Below are 17,279 nucleotides of genomic sequence, written 5' to 3'. Positions count from 1 at the left end.
AAGCGAGTCTAACCAGCGGACATGGGGGAACATGTCGGTGGCGAGAGGAGCTGTTCATGGCCCTGTTCAAGAAGCGCACCGTCGGCAAGCCGGGCGAGTGGTACTACTGCCTGGAACACAAGAAGGTCGAGGAGGGCCCGGACTGCCCGGGCAAGGACCGCTTCGGGCCGTACGCCTCCCCCGAGGAGGCCCGGCACGCGATGGAGACCGCCGCCGAGCGCAACCTCCAGTGGGAGAACGACCCGCGCTGGCACGACGCACCCGCCGGGGGCGGCACCGACGAGGACTGATCACGCCGACACGGCCGCGCGCCGCTCGCGCATCCGTACCGCGTGCTCGTTCGTGCGGGCGTCGTACGTCATGAGCCCCGGCAGGCACAGCGCCAGCAGCCCCACCGCGCCCGCGCACGCCAGGCCACCGGACCAGACCGAGGCCCGCACGCCCGCCCACGCGGCCATGCCGCCCGCGCGGACTTGGCCGAGCTGCGGACCGACCGAGTACGACAGCAGTTCGATCCCGGCGAGCCTGCCGCGCAGCTCGTCCGGGATCGTCTGGTTCCACATGGCCGCCCGGAAGATCCCGCTGACCATGTCGAAGCCGCCGCCGACGGCGAGGAACAGCAGCACCAGCCAGACGTTCCCGCAGACCCCGGCCGCCGCCACCGCCAGGCCCCACCCGGCGGCCGACAGCACCACCAGCAGCCCGTGCCGGTGCACCCGCGAGGTCCAGCCGCTGGTCAGGCTCACCAGCAGCGCCCCCGCCGGGATCGTCGCGTACATCAGCCCGAGCGCCCACGGCGCGTGCAGGTCGTCGGCGAGGAACGGCAGCACGGCCAGCGGCATGGCCAGGAACATCGCCGCGAGGTCGACGGCGTAGGTGCCGAGGAGTTCCTTGCGGCTCCACGCGTACCGGGCGCCCTCCGCGATGGCCTTCAGGTCCGGCTTCGCGGCCTCCTCGGCGGCGGGGGAGGGGGCGATCCGCGCGATGTACGCCAACGAGACGGCGAACGTCAGCAGATCGGCCGCGTAGGCCCAGCCGAGGCCCGCGTAGGCGACGACCACGCCCGCGACCGCCGGGCCCGCGACTCCGCCGACGGTCCAGCGCAGCGAGTTCAGCGAGGCCGCCGCCGGCATGTCGTCGTGGGCGACGATCCGGGGCCACAGGGAGTCCAGGGCCGGGCGCTGCACGGAGACCAGGGCGGAGGAGAGGGCGGCGACGACGTACAGCGGCCAGAGGGCGGGGCGGGGCAGCAGGGCGTTCAGCAGCAGGGCGGCGCTGAGCAGGCCCTGGCCGGCCTCGGTCCACACGATGAGCTTCCGCTTGTCCAGGGCGTCGGCGAGGGCGCCGCCGTAGAGGCCGCACACGATGAGCGGCAGCAGCTCCACGGCGCCGATCGCGCCGACCGCTGCCGCGGACCCCGTCAGGTCCTTGAGCTGGACCGGCAGCGCGACGAAGGTCAGGAAGCTGCCGAAGTTGCTGATCAGACCGGACTTCCACAGGCGCCGGAAGTCGGCGGAGGCTTTCCAGGGGGCGAGGTCGGGGAGGAGGGCTCGGCTCACTGAGGCATGCTCGACGCCCCGGCACCCCCGGGCAACCGTTTTTCAGCCCTTTCCCACCCACCCGACTCGGCAGGCCGAGAGGTGCCCCCACGGGCCCGCCCCTACCACCGCTCCCGAACCGATACGGTCCCGGACCCGACCGGCGCGGGTCGGGCGGGTGGGGGCGGGTCACCAAGGGGCAGGCGGCGGAGCCGTCAGCGCTTCTGCCAGCCGTGACAGGCGGTCCCGGAACCCCCGTCGCGCCCTCGGAGAGCCCGCGTTCTCGCCCGCCGCCGCGCTGACCAGGTGCTGCACGCTGTCCAGGTCCAGCTCCGCCCCCTCAGGCACCGCCAGCGTGTCATGCGCCATCGCGGCCAGCTCGCCCCCGCCCGCACCGAGCGCCAGTACCGTCACCCCGGCCCGCCGGGCGTCGTGCACCCGCTCCAGCAGCGGCGCCGGCTCCTCGGGCGCCACCACCAGCAGCGTCTCCCCGCGCCGCGCCGCCGCGATCCGCCCCGGCCCCACCGCCAGATGCGCGGGATCGGAGGGGCGCGCGTGCTGCCGTACCAGCGTCGGCGCCAGCTCGGGCGTGCCCGACCACGCGGCCTCGTCCACCAGGTGCGCGGCCAGGTGCCACGGCTCGTACTCCGGCGTGCCCACCAGCAGCAGCCCGCCGCCGTGCGACACCACCGACCCGCGCAGCACCCCCGCGAACCTCCGGGTGGCCCCCAGCCACTCGGTCCCGGCGAGCACTTCCCGCAGCAACGCGACCCGTACGGCGTCCATGCGACCGCATCCTGCCGCAACACGGCACTCGTGACGCGGAGTTCACCGCGAATTCGCCCGACCCGGGGATGGTGGCTGCCACCCCGCCCGCCCCGCAGGCCCGAGGAGCCGCCCGATGACCGACGTGACCGTCCCCTTCCGCGCGGGCCACGAGGGCTACGCGAGCTTCCGCATACCGGCCGTCGTCGCCTCCAGGTCCGGCACCCTGCTCGCCTTCTGCGAGGGCCGCGTCGACTCCGCCGCCGACCACGGGCACATCGACATCGTGCTCAAGCGGTCCACGGACGGCGGCCGTACCTGGGGCCCGCTCCAGGTCGCCGCGGACAACGGCGCGAACCTCGCCGGCAACCCCGCCCCCGTCGTCCTGGACACCGGCCGCGTCCTGCTCGTGCACATGCGCGCCGCCGCCACCGCCACCGAGGCCGCCATCCTGCGCGGCCAGGTCGAGGAGGCCGACGGGCGGCGCGTGTGGGTCCAGCACAGCGACGACGACGGGCTGACCTGGTCCAGGCCCAGGGAGATCACCCGACAGGTGAAGAAGCCCGGCTGGCGCTGGTACGCCACCACCCCGGGCCACGCCCTCCAGCTGACGTCCGGCCGCGTCCTCGTACCGGCCAACCACACCCTGCCGCCCACCGGCACCGACACCGGCGCCGAGGCCAGGTACAACAGCGGGCACTGCCTGCTCAGCGACGACCGCGGCGAGAACTGGTACCTGGGCTACCTGGACGAGAACACCGACGGCTACGTCAACGTCAACGAGACCACCGCCGCCGAACTCCCCGACGGCCGCGTCTACCTCAACACCCGCAACGACTCCCCGTCACCCGGCAACCGCGCCGACGCCCACTCCAAGGACGGAGGCAAGACCCTCGTCAAGCCCTTCCGCCCGCAGGCCGGGCTGACCGCGCCGGTCTGCCAGGCCTCCGTGCTCCAGCTCCGCGACCCCGACCTGCTCCTCTTCTCCGCCCCGGCCGACCCCGCCGCCCGCGCCCTGATGACGATCCGCGCCTCCGACGACGGCGGCACCACCTGGCGCCCGGCGTTCACCGTCGACGGACTGCCCGCCGCCTACTCCGACCTGGTCCGCGTCGACCCGCACACCGTCGGGCTCCTGTACGAGACGGGCGACTTCGGCGCCTACGGGACGATCACCTTCCGCCGGGTGCCCGTACACCGGCTGACCTGAGCCGGTACGGACCGGGCGGCGGACGTAGAGTCGGCCCATGACCTCTACCGACAGCGCACAGACCCCTGCCAAGGCCCCCGCCAAGGACCCCTGGGACCTGCCCGACGTCTCCGGGTACGTCGTCGGCGTGCTCGGCGGCACCGGACCGCAGGGCAAGGGCCTCGCCTACCGGCTCGCGCGGGCCGGCCAGAAGGTGATCATCGGCTCCCGCGCCGCCGAGCGGGCCCAGGCCGCCGCCGGGGAACTCGGCCACGGCGTCGAGGGCGCCGACAACGCCGAGACCGCGCGCCGCAGCGACATCGTGATCGTCGCCGTACCGTGGGAGGGCCACGGCGACACCCTGAAGTCGCTGCGCGAGGAGCTGGCCGGAAAGCTCGTCGTGGACTGCGTCAACCCGCTCGGCTTCGACAAGAAGGGCGCCTACGCCCTCAAGCCGGAGGAGGGCAGCGCCGCCGAGCAGGCCGCCGCCCTGCTGCCGGACTCCCGGGTCGCCGCCGCCTTCCACCACCTGTCGGCCGTCCTGCTCCAGGACCCGGAGATCGAGCAGATCGACACCGACGTCATGGTGCTCGGCGAGGAGCGCGCCGACGTGGAGATCGTGCAGGCGCTGGCCGGGCGCATCCCCGGCATGCGCGGTGTCTTCGCGGGCCGGCTGCGCAACGCCCACCAGGTCGAGTCGCTGGTCGCGAACCTGATCTCCGTCAACCGCCGGTACAAGGCGCACGCCGGGCTCCGCGTCACCGACGTGTGAGCCGGGTCCGGCCATGGGGGACACTGGAGACCTCAAGCAGTGTCCCCCTGACAGGATCCGGAGCCGACCCCCATGCCCCCCCTGCCCCCGCCCGGCCCGACCCGGCGACTCGCCCTCTACACCCTGATCGTCTGCGTCCTCGCCGTGGCCGCCGCGGTCGTCTCCTTCGTCCAGGGCAGCTGGCTGGGCATCGTCTGGGTGCTGCTGGCGGGCCTGTCGTCCAACATGACCTGGTACTACGCGAAGCGTGGGAAGACGGCCCGCGACGGGTCCGTCACGAGCTGACCGCGGCGCAGTACTCGTTGTTGCCCTGCCAGAACCGGTACAGGTCCTGGCCGCAGTAGCGGGAGAAGTCGTCGACGTTCAGCGCCCGCATGATGGAGTCGATCACGTCGAAGAACGCGCTGTTGACCGACGGCAGCCACAGCAGCGCGAACACGAACAGCAGCCCGAACGGCGCGAACGGCTCCACCTGCCGCTTCACGTTGTACGACAGCCACGGCTCGATCACCCCGTAGCCGTCCAGGCCCGGCACCGGCAGGAAGTTCAGCAGCGCCGCCGTCACCTGGAGCAGCGCCAGGAACGCCAGCGCGAACCGGAAGTCCGCGGGCACGCCGTCCAGCGCGTGCAGCCAGAACGGGGCCGTGCACACCACCGCGAACAGCACGTTCGTCAGCGGGCCCGCCGCCGAGATCAGGCTGTGCCGCCAGCGGCCCCGGATGCGGCCCCGCTCGATGAACACCGCGCCGCCGGGCAGACCGATCCCGCCCATGATGACGAACAGCACCGGGAGCACGATGCTCAGCAGCGCGTGCGTGTACTTCAGCGGGTTCAGCGTGAGGTAGCCCTTCGCGCCGACCGTGATGTCCCCGCTGTGCAGGGCGGTGCGGGCGTGCGCGTACTCGTGCAGGCACAGGGAGACGATCCAGGCCGCCGTCACGAACAGGAACACCGCGATGCCCGGCTGCGCGGCGAACCCGCTCCAGGTGGCCCAGCCGGTCACCGCCGTCACGGCCAGGATGCCGACGAACACGGGACTGATCTGCCGGTCGCCGTGACGGGTGGTGGCGGTGGTCATGGGCAAGCTCCTGTGCTGCGGCCGGGGACGGTCGGGAACTGCGACCGTACCGGCCGCGGACACATGGGGAAAACGTCTCGCGGTGGCCGTCCGGTTCCGGGAAGGTGAAGGAATGCCACGGATCAGGGTGTATTACGCGGATTGGCAGACGGAGTGCTGCGGCACACCGTTCGCCGTCGGGGACGAGGTCGCCTGGCGGCTGGTACCGGCGGCCGAGGAGGACGACTGCCACGGCGCCGCCGCCCGGGTGGAGAACCACGGCGGACCCGACCGGACGACCGTCGGCCGGGTGCGGGGCATCGACCTGGTGCACCAGGAGTTCCTGGCCCGTCACGACCCGCGCACCGTCGCACCGCCCGCCGCGGCACCCGGCGCGGTCGTCTTCGTCGCGGCCGGGCGCGAGCTGGAGCCGGTGCCCTCGGCCCCCACCCTGGAGCCCGTCGACGCCTGCCCCGAGTGGTTCGGCGCGTTCGAGCGGGGGGAACAGCCGCCACGGCGGGGTCCGTACCGTGTCCGCCGGGCCGTCGGAGTTCTGGTGACCTTCGAAACCGGCCCGGACGGCACGCCGCCGCACCCCGGTGACCTCCGCTGACCACTCCGGAGACAATGGACCCCGTGCGCTATCGACTGCTCGGCACCACCCAGGCGATCCGCCCCGACGGTACGGCCGTTCCGGTCGGCGGGGCGCGGTTGCGTGCCCTGCTGAGCGTGCTCGCGCTCCGGGCCGGGCGGACCGTGCCCGCCGGCGTGCTGGTGGAGGAGGTGTGGGGCGCCGACCCGCCCGCCGACGCCACCGGCGCCCTCCAGGCGCTCGTCGGCCGGCTCCGCCGGGCCCTCGGTGCCGACGCCGTCGTCTCCGCCGACGGCGGCTACCGGCTCACCGCCGCCCCCGACGACGTCGACCTCGGCCGCTTCGACCGGCTGACCGGCGACGGCCTCACCGCCCTCGCCGACGGCGACCCGGCCAAGGCCGCCGCCGTCCTCGACGACGCCCTCGCCCTGTGGCGCGGCCCCGCCCTCGCCGACCTGCCCGACCGCACCGCCGAGGCGGTCCGCTGGGAGACCCGCCGGCTCGACGCCCTGCGCGCCCGGCACACCGCCGCCCTCGCCCTCGGCGAGGCCGAGCGGGCGCTGCCCGAGCTGACCGCCCTGTGCGACGGCCACCCGCTGGACGAACCCCTCCAGGCGCTGCGGCTGCGCGCGCTGCGCGACACCGGCCGCCCCGCCCAGGCACTCGCCGCCTACGAGGACGTACGACGCCTCCTCGCGGACCGGCTCGGCTCCGACCCCGGCCCCGAACTGCGCGCCCTGCACGCCGAGCTGCTGCGCGAGGAACCGGCCGAGCGGCCCGCCGCCGCCCGCCCGGGGAACCTGCCCGCCCGGCTCACCTCCTTCGTCGGCCGGGAGACCGACATCCGGGCCATCGGCGCCGACCTGTCCACGGCCCGCCTGGTCACCCTCCTCGGGCCCGGCGGCGCCGGCAAGACCCGGCTGTCCCAGGAGGCCGCCGAGGCGGTACGGCACACCGTCCGGGACGGGGTGTGGCTCGTCGAGCTGGCCCCCGTGGACGCCCCGGACGCCGTACCGCAGGCCGTGCTCACCGCGATCGGCGCCCGCGAGACCGTGCTGCACGGCGCCGGCGTGGACGGCATGCGCGCGGTCTCCGACCGGCACGACGAACCCGTCGAACGGCTCGTGGAGCACTGCGCCCGGCGCCGCATGCTGATCATCCTCGACAACTGCGAGCACGTCGTGGACGCCGCCGCCCGGCTCACCGAGCACCTGCTGGCCCGCTGCCCGGAGCTGACCGTCCTCGCCACCAGCCGCGAACCCCTCGGTGTGCCGGGGGAGGTGGTGCGGCCCGTGGAGCCGCTGCCCGAGCCGGTCGCGCTGCGGCTGCTCGCCGACCGGGGCGCGGCGGCCCGCCCCGGCTTCCGGGTCGAGGACGACCCGGAGGCGTGCGCCGAGATCTGCCGCCGCCTGGACGGACTGCCCCTCGCGATCGAGCTGGCGGCAGCCCGGCTGCGCATGCTGACACCCCGCCAGATAGCGGACCGGCTGGACGACCGCTTCCGGCTGCTCACCTCCGGCAGCCGCACCGTGCTGCCCCGCCAGCAGACCCTCAGAGCCGTCGTCGACTGGTCCTGGGACCTGCTGGACGCCGGTGAACGGGACGTCCTCGCCCGGCTGTCGGTGTTCGCGGGCGGCTGCGACCTGGCCGCCGCCGAGGCGGTGTGCGGGCCGGCCGCCCTGGACGCGCTCGGCTCCCTCGTCGACAAGTCCCTGGTGGTGGCCGCCCCCGCGGCCGACGGCGGCATGCGCTACCGGCTGCTGGAGACCGTCGCCGAGTACGCCGCCGAACGCCTCGCGGAGACCGGCCACCGCGCGGAGGCCGAGCGCGCCCACCTGACCTACTACCGGGAACTCGCCCGCACCACCGATCCGTTGCTGCGCGGCTCCGAGCAGCGCGCCGCCATCGACCGGTTCCAGCTGGAGTACGAGAACCTGCGCACCGCGTTCCGGCACGCCGTCGCCGAACGCGACGAACAGGAGGGCCTGTGCCTGGTCCTGTCCCTGTTCTGGTTCTGGCAGATGCGCGACCAGCGCATCGAGATCCGCACCTGGTGCCGGGAGGTCATGGCGCTCGGCCCCGACCCGTTCACCGAACCGGTCCGCCGTGCCGAACCGGTGTGGCAGCGCTGTACCGACGCCCCGCCGCCGTACACCGGCGAACTCCTCGCCGAGGCCCGGCGCGGGGTCCATCTGGCCCATCTGGCCTGTATGGACACCGAGATCGACCGCTGGCAGACCCCCGAGGCGCAGGCGAAGCTCCGCGTCGTCGCCCAGGTCTACGAGCCCGGCCTGCCGCAGACCTGCCGGCCCCCGGGCATACTGTGGTTCTTCGCCGGGCTGCTGACCGGCGGCGCCGACCTGGTGCGCGCCATCGTGGACGCCAACGTGCGGACCTGCCGGGAGACCCCGGGCTACGAGTGGGAGCTGGCCGGCGCCCTCCACCTGCGCGCCAATCTCCTGGCCAACCGCGCCTCCTGGGCCGGCGACGCCACCCGCGACGCCGACGAGTCCCTGGAGATCTACCACCGGCTCGGCGACGCCTGGGGCATCACCGAGGCCCTGTCCGCCCGCGGCGAGGCCAACGAACGCAAGGGCGCCCACCGCGAGGCCGCCGCCGACTACCAGGCCGCCATCGAGCACGCCGAACGCCTCGGCGCCCACGCCCAGGTCGCCGTACTCCGCGCCCGGCTCGGCAGCGTGCTCGTGCAGGCCGGCGAGAGCGAACGCGGCGAGCGGATGCTCCGCGACGTCACCGCGGACCGGCAGGGCGCCCACAACGAGGCCGTGCCCTTCGCGCGGCTCTTCCTCGCCGGCTGGCTCAGCCTGACCGGCCGCACCGCGGAGGCCCGCGAACAGCTCCGGCTGACGCGCGAGGAGGTCACCATCGCGCGCTTCGTCGTCTTCGACGCGATGATCACCTCCCAGGAGGCCTGGGTGGACGCCGTGGAGGAGCGCACGGAGGAAGCCCTCACCCGGGTCCGCAGGGCCGTCCGTCTCGGCGCCGACCCGCTGTCCGAGGCCCTCAACCCGCACCTGAACTCCATCTGCCTCACCATCGCGGCGATGGCCCTGGCCCGCGCCGACGGCGGCAGCCGTGCCGTCGACGCCGCCCGCTGCCTGGGCGCCGCCGACGCGCTGCTGCCGCCCGGCCACATCCCCTCCGACGTGGAGCGGCGGTGCCACGCCCTGACCGAGTCGCGGATCCGGGAGGCGCTCGACCCGCTCTCGTACGAGGCCGCGTACGCCGAGGGCGGTGGCCTCTCCCTCGCGGAGGCCACCGCCCTGATCTGAGTGCCGGGATACGTCAGCTCTTCGTGCGGAACTTGTGGATGGCGACCGGGGCCATGACCGCGGTCAGGCCGACCGACCAGATCAGCGTCACCCACAGGTCGTGCGCGACCGGGCCGCCCTCCATCAGGCCGCGCGCGGTGTCGGCCAGCGACGACAGCGGGTTGTAGTCGGTGAACGCCTGGAGCCAGCCCGGCATGGAGGCGGTCGGCGCGAAGATCGACGAACCGAACTGCAACGGCATCAGCACCAGGAAGCCCATCGCCTGCACCGACTGCGCGTTCTTCATCACCACGCCGAGGGTCAGGAACACCCACATCAGCGCCGAGCCGAACACCACCGACAGCCCCACGGAGGCCAGCAGGCCGGTCCAGCTGTTGATGTCGTAGCCCACGAGGAGGGCCACCACCATCAGCACCGCGGTCGCGAACAGCATCCGCATCAGCTCCACCGCGATCTTCGCGAAGAGCACGGAGCCGCGCCCGATCGGCAGGGACCGGAAGCGGTCCATGACACCGGAGTTGAAGTCCTGGTTGAAGCCGGTGCCCACGCCCTGGGCCATGTTCATGCCCATCATGGCCATGAGGCCGGGGATGACGTACTGGACGTACTGGTCCTGCCCGCCGCCCAGGGACTTCCCGATGGAGCCGCCGAAGACGTACACGAACAGCAGCGTGAAGACCACCGGGAACAGGATCGCGTCGAACATCGACTCCGGGTCCTGGCGGATCCACAGCAGGTTGCGGCGGATCAGCGCGCCGGTGTGGCGCAGATGCGCCCGCAGCGGGATCGGCGTGTCGGTCTTCGGGGCGGTCGGGGACAAGGTGGCGGCGGTCATACGGCGACCTCCTGACGGTCGTCGGCGGGCATGGCGTCCTGCGGGGCACTGGCGCGGTGGCCGGTGAGCGACAGGAACACCTCGTCCAGGCTGGGCAGTTCGGTGGTGATGGAGGAGACCGTGATGCCGCGCGCGGTGACCGCGCCGACCACGGCCGTCAGCTGCTCGTCGCTGAGGATCGGCACCAGCAGGGTCCCGGACTCGGCGTCCACGGTGGTCGCGGCGAGTCCGGTGATGCCCAGCTCGTCCAGCATCGTGGCGAGCGGGCGCAGCTCCAGCGGGTCCACCGGCCGCACCCGCAGGGTGCGCCCGCCGACGCGGGCCTTCAGCTCCTCGATCCCGCCCTTCGCGATGACCTTGCCCCGGTCCACCACGGTCAGCTCGGAGGCGAGCTGCTCGGCCTCCTCCATGTACTGGGTGGTGAGCAGCACGGTGACGCCGTCGCCGACCATCGCCTTCACCTCGTCCCACACCTCGTTGCGGGTGCGGGGGTCGAGGCCGGTGGTCGGCTCGTCCAGGTACAGCACGGCGGGCCGGCCGATCATGGACGCGGCCAGGTCCAGTCGCCGCCGCATACCGCCGGAGTACGTGCCCGCGGGCCGCCTGGCCGCCTCCGTCAGCGAGAACCGCTCCAGCAGTTCGTCGGCGCGGGCGCGGGCGTCCTTGCGGGACAGGTCCAGCAGCCGGCCGATCAGGTACAGGTTCTCCCAGCCCGGCAGCTTCTCGTCCACCGAGGCGTACTGGCCGGTGAGGCCGATGACCCGGCGGAGCTGGCGGGGCTGCCGTACGACGTCGTAGCCGGCCACCGTGGCCTGCCCGGCGTCGGGGGCGATGAGGGTGGACAGGATGCGTACGAGGGTGGTCTTGCCGGCGCCGTTCGGCCCGAGCACACCCATCACGGTGCCCTCGCGCACGTCCAGGTCGACACCGTCCAGTGCCTTGGTCTCGCCGTAGTGCTTGACCAGTCCCCGTACGGTCACGGCGGAGCGTCCGCCGACGGGGTTGTCGTCGATGCGTGTCATGCCGACGACAGTGCCAGGCCCCACCGACAAACCACCGACAGCCGACCGACACCCGCCGACGCACCGCCGACACCACCGACGCGTCTTCGACGAGCACCGCAACCATCAATTGAGCAACCACGACGGCGAGCAACCACGTCCGCGAGAGCGGCGCCGGCTTAGGCGCAAAAGGCGGCAGCCCGCCGACGGGGGACGATCGGCGGGCTGCCCGGTGGTGCCGCAGTGGCCTAGTGGACGGAGTGCTCCTCCAGCGGGAAGCTCCCGCCGACGACGTCCTCGGCGAACGCCTTCGCCGCGTCGCCCATGACCTCACGCAGGTTCGCGTACTTCTTGACGAACTTCGGGACCCGGCCGGAGGTCAGCCCGAGCATGTCCGTCCAGACCAGGACCTGCGCGTCCGTCTCCGGGCCCGCGCCGATACCGACCGTCGGGATGTGCAGCACCCGCGTCACCTCGGCCGCCAGCTCCGCCGGAACCAGCTCCAGCACCACCGCGAACGCCCCCGCGTCCTGCACGGCCTTGGCGTCACGCAGCAGCTGCTGTGCCGCCTCCTCGCCGCGCCCCTGCACGCGGTAGCCCATCGCGTTGACGGACTGCGGGGTCAGCCCGATGTGGGCCATGACCGGGATGCCGGACTCCACCAGCAGCCGGATCTGCTCGTGCGACCGCTCGCCGCCCTCCAGCTTGACCGCGCCGACCCCGGCCTCCTTCACCAGCCGGGTCGCCGAGCGCAGCGCCTGCACCGGGCCCTCCTGGTAGGAGCCGAAGGGCAGGTCGCCGACGATCAGGGACCGGGTCGTGCCGCGTACGACGGCCGCCGACAGCATGGTCATCTCGTCGAGGGTGACGGGGACGGTGGTCTCGTAGCCGAGGTGGCAGTTGCCCGCCGAGTCGCCGACCAGGATGACCGGGATCCCGGCCTCGTCGAAGACGGACGCGGTCATCGCGTCGTAGGCGGTGAGCATGGGCCACTTCTCGCCCCGCTCCTTGGCGAGGGCGATGTCGCGGACGGTGATGCGGCGGGTGCCCTTCCCCCCGTACAGCGCCTTGCTGCCGTCGGAAGGCTTGTGCTGGGCAGCCGAAAGCTGCGTCATGGCAACGGCTCCTTCAGTCATCTCGAGGCGCCCTGACGGCGTCCCCGGATCGACTCCATGGTGGCACCTCGTGCCATTCGGGGCCAGGGGTACCCCCCTGTGAGCCGAGCCGCGTAAGGCATTGGTAAAGAAATAAGATACGAGACGGTTCCGTATCGGAATGATCGTAGGCTCGAACACATGACAAGTCCCGTCCCTGCCTCCCGAATACCGGAAGCGGTGCACCGGCGCCGTTGGGCGATCCTCAGCGTGCTCATGCTCAGCCTGCTGATCGTGGTGCTCGACAACTCCATCCTGAACGTCGCGATCAAGACCATCGCCACCCCGGCGCCCACCGGCCTCGGCGCCACGCAGAGCCAGATCGAGTGGGCGATCAACGCCTACACCCTCGTCTTCGCCGGCCTGCTGTTCACCGCCGGACTCGTCGGCGACCGGCTCGGCCGCAAGAAGGTGCTGCTCGGCGGCATCCTCGTGTTCGGCATCGGCTCCGCGCTCGCCGCCGAGTCCGGCTCGCCCGGCCAGCTGATCGCCTACCGCGCGCTGATGGCCCTCGGTGCCGCCTTCGTCATGCCCGCCACCCTCGCCGTGCTCATGAACGTCTTCGAGCGCGAGGAACAGCCCAAGGCCATCGGCATCTGGGCCGGCGGCGTCGGCCTCGCCATCGCCATCGGCCCGATCACCGGCGGCGCGCTCCTCGACCACTTCTGGTGGGGCTCGGTCTTCCTCATCAACGTCCCCATCGTCATCGTCGCGCTCGTCCTGATGACCTGGCTGGTGCCCGACTCCCGCGACCCGCGGCCCGGCCGCCTCGACCCCATCGGCGTGGTCCTGTCCGTCGTCGGCCTCGTGCTGCTCGTCTACGGCATCATCAAGGGCGGTGAGCTGGCCGACTTCACCGACGCCAAGGCGCTGGGCACCATCGTCGCCGGGCTCGTCGTGCTGACCGCCTTCGTCGTCTTCGAGAAGCGCAGCGACCACCCGTCGCTGGACGTCACCTACTTCCGCAACAAGGTCTTCTCGGCCGCCATGAGCGCCATCGCGCTGGTCTTCTTCGCGCTGATGGGCGTCACGTTCTTCGGCGTCTTCTACACCCAGAGCGTGCGCGGCTACTCCCCGCTGGAGTCGGGTGTGCTGATGCTGCCCCTCGCCGCCGCCCAGCTGATCTTCGCGCCCCGCGCCCGGCTGCTGGTCGACCGGTTCGGCAACAAGGCCACCACCACCGGCGGTCTGGTGCTGATCGCGGCGACGCTGGCCGCGTTCGCCACGTTCGAGGCCGACACGCCGATCTGGCTGCTGGAGGTCGTCTTCTTCCTCATGGGCACCGGCATGGCGCACATCATGACCCCGACCTCGGTCGTCATCATGCAGGCCCTGCCCCGCGAGAAGGCCGGCTCCGCCTCGGCGCTCAGCAACACCTTCCGCCAGGTCGGCGGCGCCCTCGGCATCGCCGTGCTCGGCTCGGTGCTCGCCACCGCGTACCGCAACGGCATCGAGGACAAGCTCGGCCTGCTGCCCCCCAACCTGCGGGCGACCGCCGGCGAGTCCATCGAGGCCACCCTCGGCGTCGCCGAGAAGCTCGGCCCGCAGGGCAAGGCCCTGGTCACCCCCGCCAACGACGCCTTCCTGCACGCCATGCACGTCACCGCCCTGTGCGGTACGGGCGTCGCGCTGATCGGCGCCGTGGTGACCTTCCTGTTCCTGCCGGGCAAGCCGCCCGCCGGTCAGCGGCACGAGACGGAAACGGAGTTGGTCGCCGCCGGGGAGTGAGCTCCGCGCGCGGTTCCACGGGGGAAGGAGGCGGCTGCGGGACAATCCCCGCAGCACAGTGAGAGGACGGATCGTCGTGAGCCTTGCCGAGAGCCGGCCGCGCCCGGACGGACCCGCACGGGGCCGGCCGCGCAGCGAAGCGGTGGAACGCGCCATTCTGGAGGGCGTGATGAAGCTGCTGGAGGAGGGCGTGCCCCTCGCCGAGCTGTCCATCGAGCGGGTCGCCCGCACCGCCGGGGTCGGCAAGGCCACCATCTACCGCCGCTGGAGAGGCAAGGAGGAACTGTTCGTCGACGTCGTACGCGCCGCCGAACCCCCCGACCCCGAGCTCCCCGGCACCTCCCTGCGCGACGACCTCGTCGTGCTGCTGGAGTCCCTGCGCCGGCGCGGCCTGGTCAGCCGCTCCTCGGCGATCCTGCACAACGTGTACGCGCAGATGAAGAGCAGCCCGCGGATCTGGGCGGCGTACCACGCCGGCGTCATAGCGCCCCGCCGCGACCTCGCCCTGGACCTGCTGCGGCGCGCGCAGGCGAACGGCGAGATCCGCGCGGACATCGACCTGGACCTGGCCAACGACATGTTCGTCGGCCCCATGCTCGTCCGGTCCGTCATGCGCCCCGACGCCGAACTGCCCGAGGGACTGGCGGAGCAGATCGTCGACGCGGTCCTGGACGGCCTACGCCCCGTCAGGTCCGCGGGGTCGTAGCACTAATGTGCGCGTTTCGTCACAGACCCCGCGCGCCCCGGGGGTCACCGGAACTCGCGGCCCCGGCTCGTTCGTCCTCGTCTTCCGTACGGCCGTCATGGGACGGCGGAACGGAGCCGATCATCCCCTAGGGTCGGAAGAGCAAGGGGGGCGAACGGTGTGCACGGCAGGCAGTGAGGCAGACGGTATGGCGCAGCAGGCGTACATGACGGAGACGGTGGGCGACGGATCGGAGCCCGAGCGGCCGGGATCCCGGCTCCGGCGCCTGAAGCACCGCCTGTTCGCCGGGTGGCGGAACGACAAGCGCGTGTGGCGGCGCGGCGCCGTCCTCGCCGCGCTGGCCCTGCTGCTCGCCCTGGTGATGCTGCTGCACGCGCACATGCCGAACGCGGTGGGCAACCTCGGCTCGCTCACCGAGACGTTTCTGCCCTGGCTGGGCCTGGCCGTCCCGGTGCTGCTGGTCCTCGCCCTGATCCGCCGGTCGGCGACCGCGCTGATCGCGCTCCTGCTCCCGTTGATCGTCTGGCTGAACCTCTTCGGCGGGCTGCTGACCGACAAGTCGGGCGCCGGCGGCGACCTCACGGTGGCCACCCACAACGTCAACGCCGACAACCCCGACCCGGCCGCGACCGCCACCGACGTGGCCGCGTCCGGCGCCGACGTCCTGGCCCTTGAGGAGCTGCCCGCCTCCGCCGTACCCGTCTACGAGAAGGCGCTGGCGTCGACGTACAAGTACCACGCGGTCGTCGGCACGGTCGGGCTGTGGAGCAAGTACCCGATGACCGGCGTCCACGCCGTCGACATCCTGCTCGGCTGGAAGCGGGCGATGCGCGCCACCGTGGCGACGCCCAAGGGCCCGGTCGCGGTCTACGTCGCCCACCTGCCCTCGGTGCGGGTGAAGATGAAGGCCGGGTTCACCGCACGGCAGCGGGACAAGAGCGCCGGCGCGCTCGGCGAGGCCATCTCGGACGAGCCCCTGAAGCAGGTCGTGCTGCTCGGCGACCTGAACGGCACCATGAACGACCGCGCGCTCACCGGCGTCACCTCCCAGATGCGCTCCACGCAGGGCGCGGCGGGCAGCGGCTTCGGGTTCAGCTGGCCGGCGTCGTTCCCGATGGCCCGCATCGACCAGATCCTGGTGAAGGGCGTGGAGCCGGAGAAGAGCTGGACGCTGCCGCGCACGGACAGCGATCACCTGCCCATAGCGGCCCGTGTGAAGCTCGACACAGGGTCTTAACCTGCCGGAATACTGGACCTGAGAGCGTTTGTTCCGTCCAGGAACATACTGCGAGACTCGACTCTGTACGGCACTCCGCTCTCTGAAAGGTCCCTCATGCCCCTGGCCCTGCTCGCCCTCGCCGTGGGCGCCTTCGGCATCGGTACGACCGAGTTCGTGATGATGGGCCTCCTGCCCGACGTCGCGGACGACCTGCACATCTCGATCCCCGCCGCCGGCCACCTGGTCTCGGCGTACGCGCTGGGCGTCGTCATCGGCGCCCCGCTGCTGGCCGCCCTGACCGCGCGGATGTCCCGCCGCACGGTCCTGATCTCCCTCATGGCCCTGTTCGTGGCGGGCAACGCCCTGTCGGCGTTCGCCCCCGGCAACGGCTCCCTGCTGGCCGCCCGCTTCCTCAGCGGCTTGCCGCACGGCGCCTTCTTCGGCGTCGGCGCGGTCGTCGCCACGGCGATGGTCCCACCGGAGCGCAAGGCCCGCTCGGTGTCGCTGATGTTCCTCGGCCTGACCGTCGCCAACGTCGCGGGCGTCCCCGTCGCCACGCTGATGGGCCAGCACCTGGGCTGGCGGGCGACGTTCCTGGGCGTGAGCGTGATCGGCCTGGCGGCGATCGCCTCCCTGGCCCTCCTGATCCCGCACGACCGGAACCACGCGGCCACGTCGACGGGCCTGCGCGGCGAACTGGCGGCCCTGAAGTCGGTACCGGTCTGGCTGGCCCTCGGTACGACGGTCGCGGGCTTCGGCGCGCTCTTCGCGGCCTACAGCTACGTCACCCCGATGCTGACGGACGCGGCGGGTTACGCCGACTCCAGCGTGACCCTGCTCCTGGCCCTCTTCGGCGTCGGCGCCACGGCGGGCAACCTGCTGGGCGGCCGGCTCGCCGACCACTCCCTGCGCGGCACCCTCTTCGGCGGCCTGGCGTCCCTGGGCGCGGTGCTGGTGCTCTTCCCGTTGCTGATGCGGGCGGAGTGGAGCGCGGCCCTGGCGGTCACCCTGCTGGGCATGGCGGCGTTCATCACCGGCTCCCCGCTCCAGCTCATGGTGATGGAGAAGGCGTCGGCGGCCCCCTCCCTCGCCTCCTCGGCCAACCAGGCGGCGTTCAACCTGGCCAACGCGGGTGGCGCCTGGATCGGCGGCCTGGCCCTGGCGGCCGGCCTCGGCACGACGTCCCCGGCACTCGCGGGAGCGGCCCTGGCCGTCCTGGGCCTGGGCGTGGCCAGCGTGGCGTACGCGGTGGACCGCCGCCGGGAGACTCCGTCGGTGGGACGGGTGGTGGCGTCCCGGGTTCTGGAGCCGGAGTCGGAGACGGAGGGCGTGGAGGTGCTGTACCGCTGAGGGGGGACCCACCGGCACCCCCGTACGGCTTGCTGCACCTGCCCGAGCTGCCGAGGTGACCGTTGGTCCGCTCGCTTCCC

Annotated in this window: 16 protein-coding genes; 10 read left to right on the top strand and 6 right to left on the bottom strand. The window is 72.7% G+C overall.

What is annotated here, in order from left to right; genetic code table 11:
- Positions 1-56 precede the first annotated feature (56 nt).
- Positions 57-290, top strand: a complete 234-nt coding sequence (locus IE294_RS39655; RefSeq protein WP_189813067.1) for a hypothetical protein — start codon at positions 57-59, stop codon at positions 288-290.
- Here the strand turns inward: IE294_RS39655 and IE294_RS39650 are convergent, their stop codons facing one another.
- Together IE294_RS39650 and IE294_RS39645 are read right to left on the bottom strand one after the other, a co-directional pair.
- Positions 291-1,559, bottom strand: a complete 1,269-nt coding sequence (locus tag IE294_RS39650; protein ID WP_189894244.1) for an MFS transporter — start codon at positions 1,557-1,559, stop codon at positions 291-293. It abuts the gene before it with no gap.
- Positions 1,560-1,727: 168 nt separating this feature from the next.
- Positions 1,728-2,324, bottom strand: a complete 597-nt coding sequence (locus tag IE294_RS39645; RefSeq protein ID WP_189894243.1) for a hypothetical protein — start codon at positions 2,322-2,324, stop codon at positions 1,728-1,730.
- 115 nt (positions 2,325-2,439) lie between these two features.
- Here IE294_RS39645 and IE294_RS39640 point away from each other — a divergent pair, with 115 nt between their 5' ends.
- The 3 genes from IE294_RS39640 (at position 2,440) to IE294_RS39630 (ending at position 4,549) form a co-directional block, all read left to right on the top strand.
- Positions 2,440-3,513, top strand: coding sequence for a sialidase family protein (locus IE294_RS39640; RefSeq protein WP_189894242.1), 1,074 nt, complete (start codon positions 2,440-2,442; stop codon positions 3,511-3,513).
- Positions 3,514-3,550: 37 nt separating this feature from the next.
- A complete protein-coding gene (gene npdG / locus IE294_RS39635; protein WP_189894241.1) occupies positions 3,551-4,264 on the top strand; it encodes an NADPH-dependent F420 reductase in 714 nt (237 codons plus the stop codon).
- Positions 4,265-4,336: 72 nt separating this feature from the next.
- Positions 4,337-4,549, top strand: coding sequence for a hypothetical protein (locus IE294_RS39630; RefSeq protein ID WP_189894240.1), 213 nt, complete (start codon positions 4,337-4,339; stop codon positions 4,547-4,549).
- On the opposite strand, the gene IE294_RS39625 is transcribed toward IE294_RS39630, so the two are convergent.
- On the bottom strand, positions 4,539-5,342 hold the full coding sequence (locus IE294_RS39625) for a site-2 protease family protein (protein WP_189894239.1): 804 nt from the start codon (positions 5,340-5,342) through the stop codon (positions 4,539-4,541). The two genes, IE294_RS39630 and IE294_RS39625, sit on opposite strands and share 11 nt — an antisense overlap.
- A gap of 112 nt (positions 5,343-5,454) precedes the next feature.
- Here IE294_RS39625 and IE294_RS39620 point away from each other — a divergent pair, with 112 nt between their 5' ends.
- Positions 5,455-5,934: a DUF6578 domain-containing protein gene (locus tag IE294_RS39620; protein WP_229917800.1), complete on the top strand. Its 480-nt coding sequence runs from the start codon at positions 5,455-5,457 to the stop codon at positions 5,932-5,934.
- Between the two features lie 14 nt (positions 5,935-5,948).
- Positions 5,949-9,206 carry an AfsR/SARP family transcriptional regulator gene (locus tag IE294_RS39615; protein ID WP_189894237.1) on the top strand — a complete coding sequence of 1,086 codons (3,258 nt, stop codon included), beginning with the start codon at positions 5,949-5,951 and terminating at the stop codon, positions 9,204-9,206.
- A gap of 13 nt (positions 9,207-9,219) precedes the next feature.
- Here IE294_RS39615 and IE294_RS39610 read toward each other — a convergent pair whose 3' ends face one another.
- The 3 genes from IE294_RS39610 to panB all read right to left on the bottom strand — a co-directional run bounded on the left by IE294_RS39610 (position 9,220) and on the right by panB (position 12,157).
- Complete coding sequence (locus tag IE294_RS39610; RefSeq protein WP_189894236.1) at positions 9,220-10,041, bottom strand: ABC transporter permease; 822 nt, start codon at positions 10,039-10,041, stop codon at positions 9,220-9,222.
- Positions 10,038-11,063: an ATP-binding cassette domain-containing protein gene (locus tag IE294_RS39605; protein WP_189894235.1), complete on the bottom strand. Its 1,026-nt coding sequence runs from the start codon at positions 11,061-11,063 to the stop codon at positions 10,038-10,040. Before IE294_RS39605 ends, IE294_RS39610 begins: the two co-directional genes overlap by 4 nt.
- A gap of 227 nt (positions 11,064-11,290) precedes the next feature.
- Positions 11,291-12,157 (bottom strand): 3-methyl-2-oxobutanoate hydroxymethyltransferase, encoded by an 867-nt coding sequence (gene panB / locus IE294_RS39600; protein ID WP_189894234.1) that lies wholly within the window; start codon positions 12,155-12,157, stop codon positions 11,291-11,293.
- Positions 12,158-12,337: 180 nt separating this feature from the next.
- Between panB and IE294_RS39595 the strand changes: the two genes are divergently transcribed.
- From IE294_RS39595 to IE294_RS39580, 4 genes are all read left to right on the top strand, one after another.
- The gene (locus IE294_RS39595) at positions 12,338-13,924 is read left to right on the top strand and encodes an MFS transporter (protein WP_189894233.1); all 1,587 of its coding nucleotides are present in this window, start codon (positions 12,338-12,340) and stop codon (positions 13,922-13,924) included.
- A 76-nt stretch (positions 13,925-14,000) separates the two neighbouring features.
- The gene (locus IE294_RS39590) at positions 14,001-14,630 is read left to right on the top strand and encodes a TetR/AcrR family transcriptional regulator (protein WP_189894232.1); all 630 of its coding nucleotides are present in this window, start codon (positions 14,001-14,003) and stop codon (positions 14,628-14,630) included.
- 187 nt (positions 14,631-14,817) lie between these two features.
- On the top strand, positions 14,818-15,867 hold the full coding sequence (locus IE294_RS39585; protein WP_189894231.1) for an endonuclease/exonuclease/phosphatase family protein: 1,050 nt from the start codon (positions 14,818-14,820) through the stop codon (positions 15,865-15,867).
- Between the two features lie 96 nt (positions 15,868-15,963).
- Positions 15,964-17,199 carry an MFS transporter gene (locus IE294_RS39580; RefSeq protein ID WP_189894230.1) on the top strand — a complete coding sequence of 412 codons (1,236 nt, stop codon included), beginning with the start codon at positions 15,964-15,966 and terminating at the stop codon, positions 17,197-17,199.
- The last annotated feature ends 80 nt before the right edge of the window (positions 17,200-17,279 follow it).

This window comes from Streptomyces canarius (assembly GCF_014650735.1).
Taxonomy (GTDB): domain Bacteria; phylum Actinomycetota; class Actinomycetes; order Streptomycetales; family Streptomycetaceae; genus Streptomyces; species Streptomyces olivaceoviridis.
The sequence above is the reverse complement of the archived record's forward strand: the minus strand, read 5'-3'. Positions and strand labels throughout refer to the sequence as shown.

What these genes read in the sequence shown, in the direction of transcription:
- IE294_RS39655 (WP_189813067.1), top strand. Translation starts at nt 57, where the DNA reads ATGGCCCTGTTCAAGAAGCGCACCGTCGGCAAGCCGGGCGAGTGGTAC.
- IE294_RS39645 (WP_189894243.1), bottom strand. Translation starts at nt 2,324, where the DNA reads ATGGACGCCGTACGGGTCGCGTTGCTGCGGGAAGTGCTCGCCGGGACC.
- IE294_RS39640 (WP_189894242.1), top strand. Translation starts at nt 2,440, where the DNA reads ATGACCGACGTGACCGTCCCCTTCCGCGCGGGCCACGAGGGCTACGCG.
- npdG (WP_189894241.1), top strand. Translation starts at nt 3,551, where the DNA reads ATGACCTCTACCGACAGCGCACAGACCCCTGCCAAGGCCCCCGCCAAG.
- IE294_RS39630 (WP_189894240.1), top strand. Translation starts at nt 4,337, where the DNA reads ATGCCCCCCCTGCCCCCGCCCGGCCCGACCCGGCGACTCGCCCTCTAC.
- IE294_RS39625 (WP_189894239.1), bottom strand. Translation starts at nt 5,342, where the DNA reads ATGACCACCGCCACCACCCGTCACGGCGACCGGCAGATCAGTCCCGTG.
- IE294_RS39620 (WP_229917800.1), top strand. Translation starts at nt 5,455, where the DNA reads ATGCCACGGATCAGGGTGTATTACGCGGATTGGCAGACGGAGTGCTGC.
- IE294_RS39615 (WP_189894237.1), top strand. Translation starts at nt 5,949, where the DNA reads ATGGACCCCGTGCGCTATCGACTGCTCGGCACCACCCAGGCGATCCGC.
- IE294_RS39610 (WP_189894236.1), bottom strand. Translation starts at nt 10,041, where the DNA reads ATGACCGCCGCCACCTTGTCCCCGACCGCCCCGAAGACCGACACGCCG.
- IE294_RS39605 (WP_189894235.1), bottom strand. Translation starts at nt 11,063, where the DNA reads ATGACACGCATCGACGACAACCCCGTCGGCGGACGCTCCGCCGTGACC.
- panB (WP_189894234.1), bottom strand. Translation starts at nt 12,157, where the DNA reads ATGACGCAGCTTTCGGCTGCCCAGCACAAGCCTTCCGACGGCAGCAAG.
- IE294_RS39595 (WP_189894233.1), top strand. Translation starts at nt 12,338, where the DNA reads ATGACAAGTCCCGTCCCTGCCTCCCGAATACCGGAAGCGGTGCACCGG.
- IE294_RS39585 (WP_189894231.1), top strand. Translation starts at nt 14,818, where the DNA reads ATGGCGCAGCAGGCGTACATGACGGAGACGGTGGGCGACGGATCGGAG.
- IE294_RS39580 (WP_189894230.1), top strand. Translation starts at nt 15,964, where the DNA reads ATGCCCCTGGCCCTGCTCGCCCTCGCCGTGGGCGCCTTCGGCATCGGT.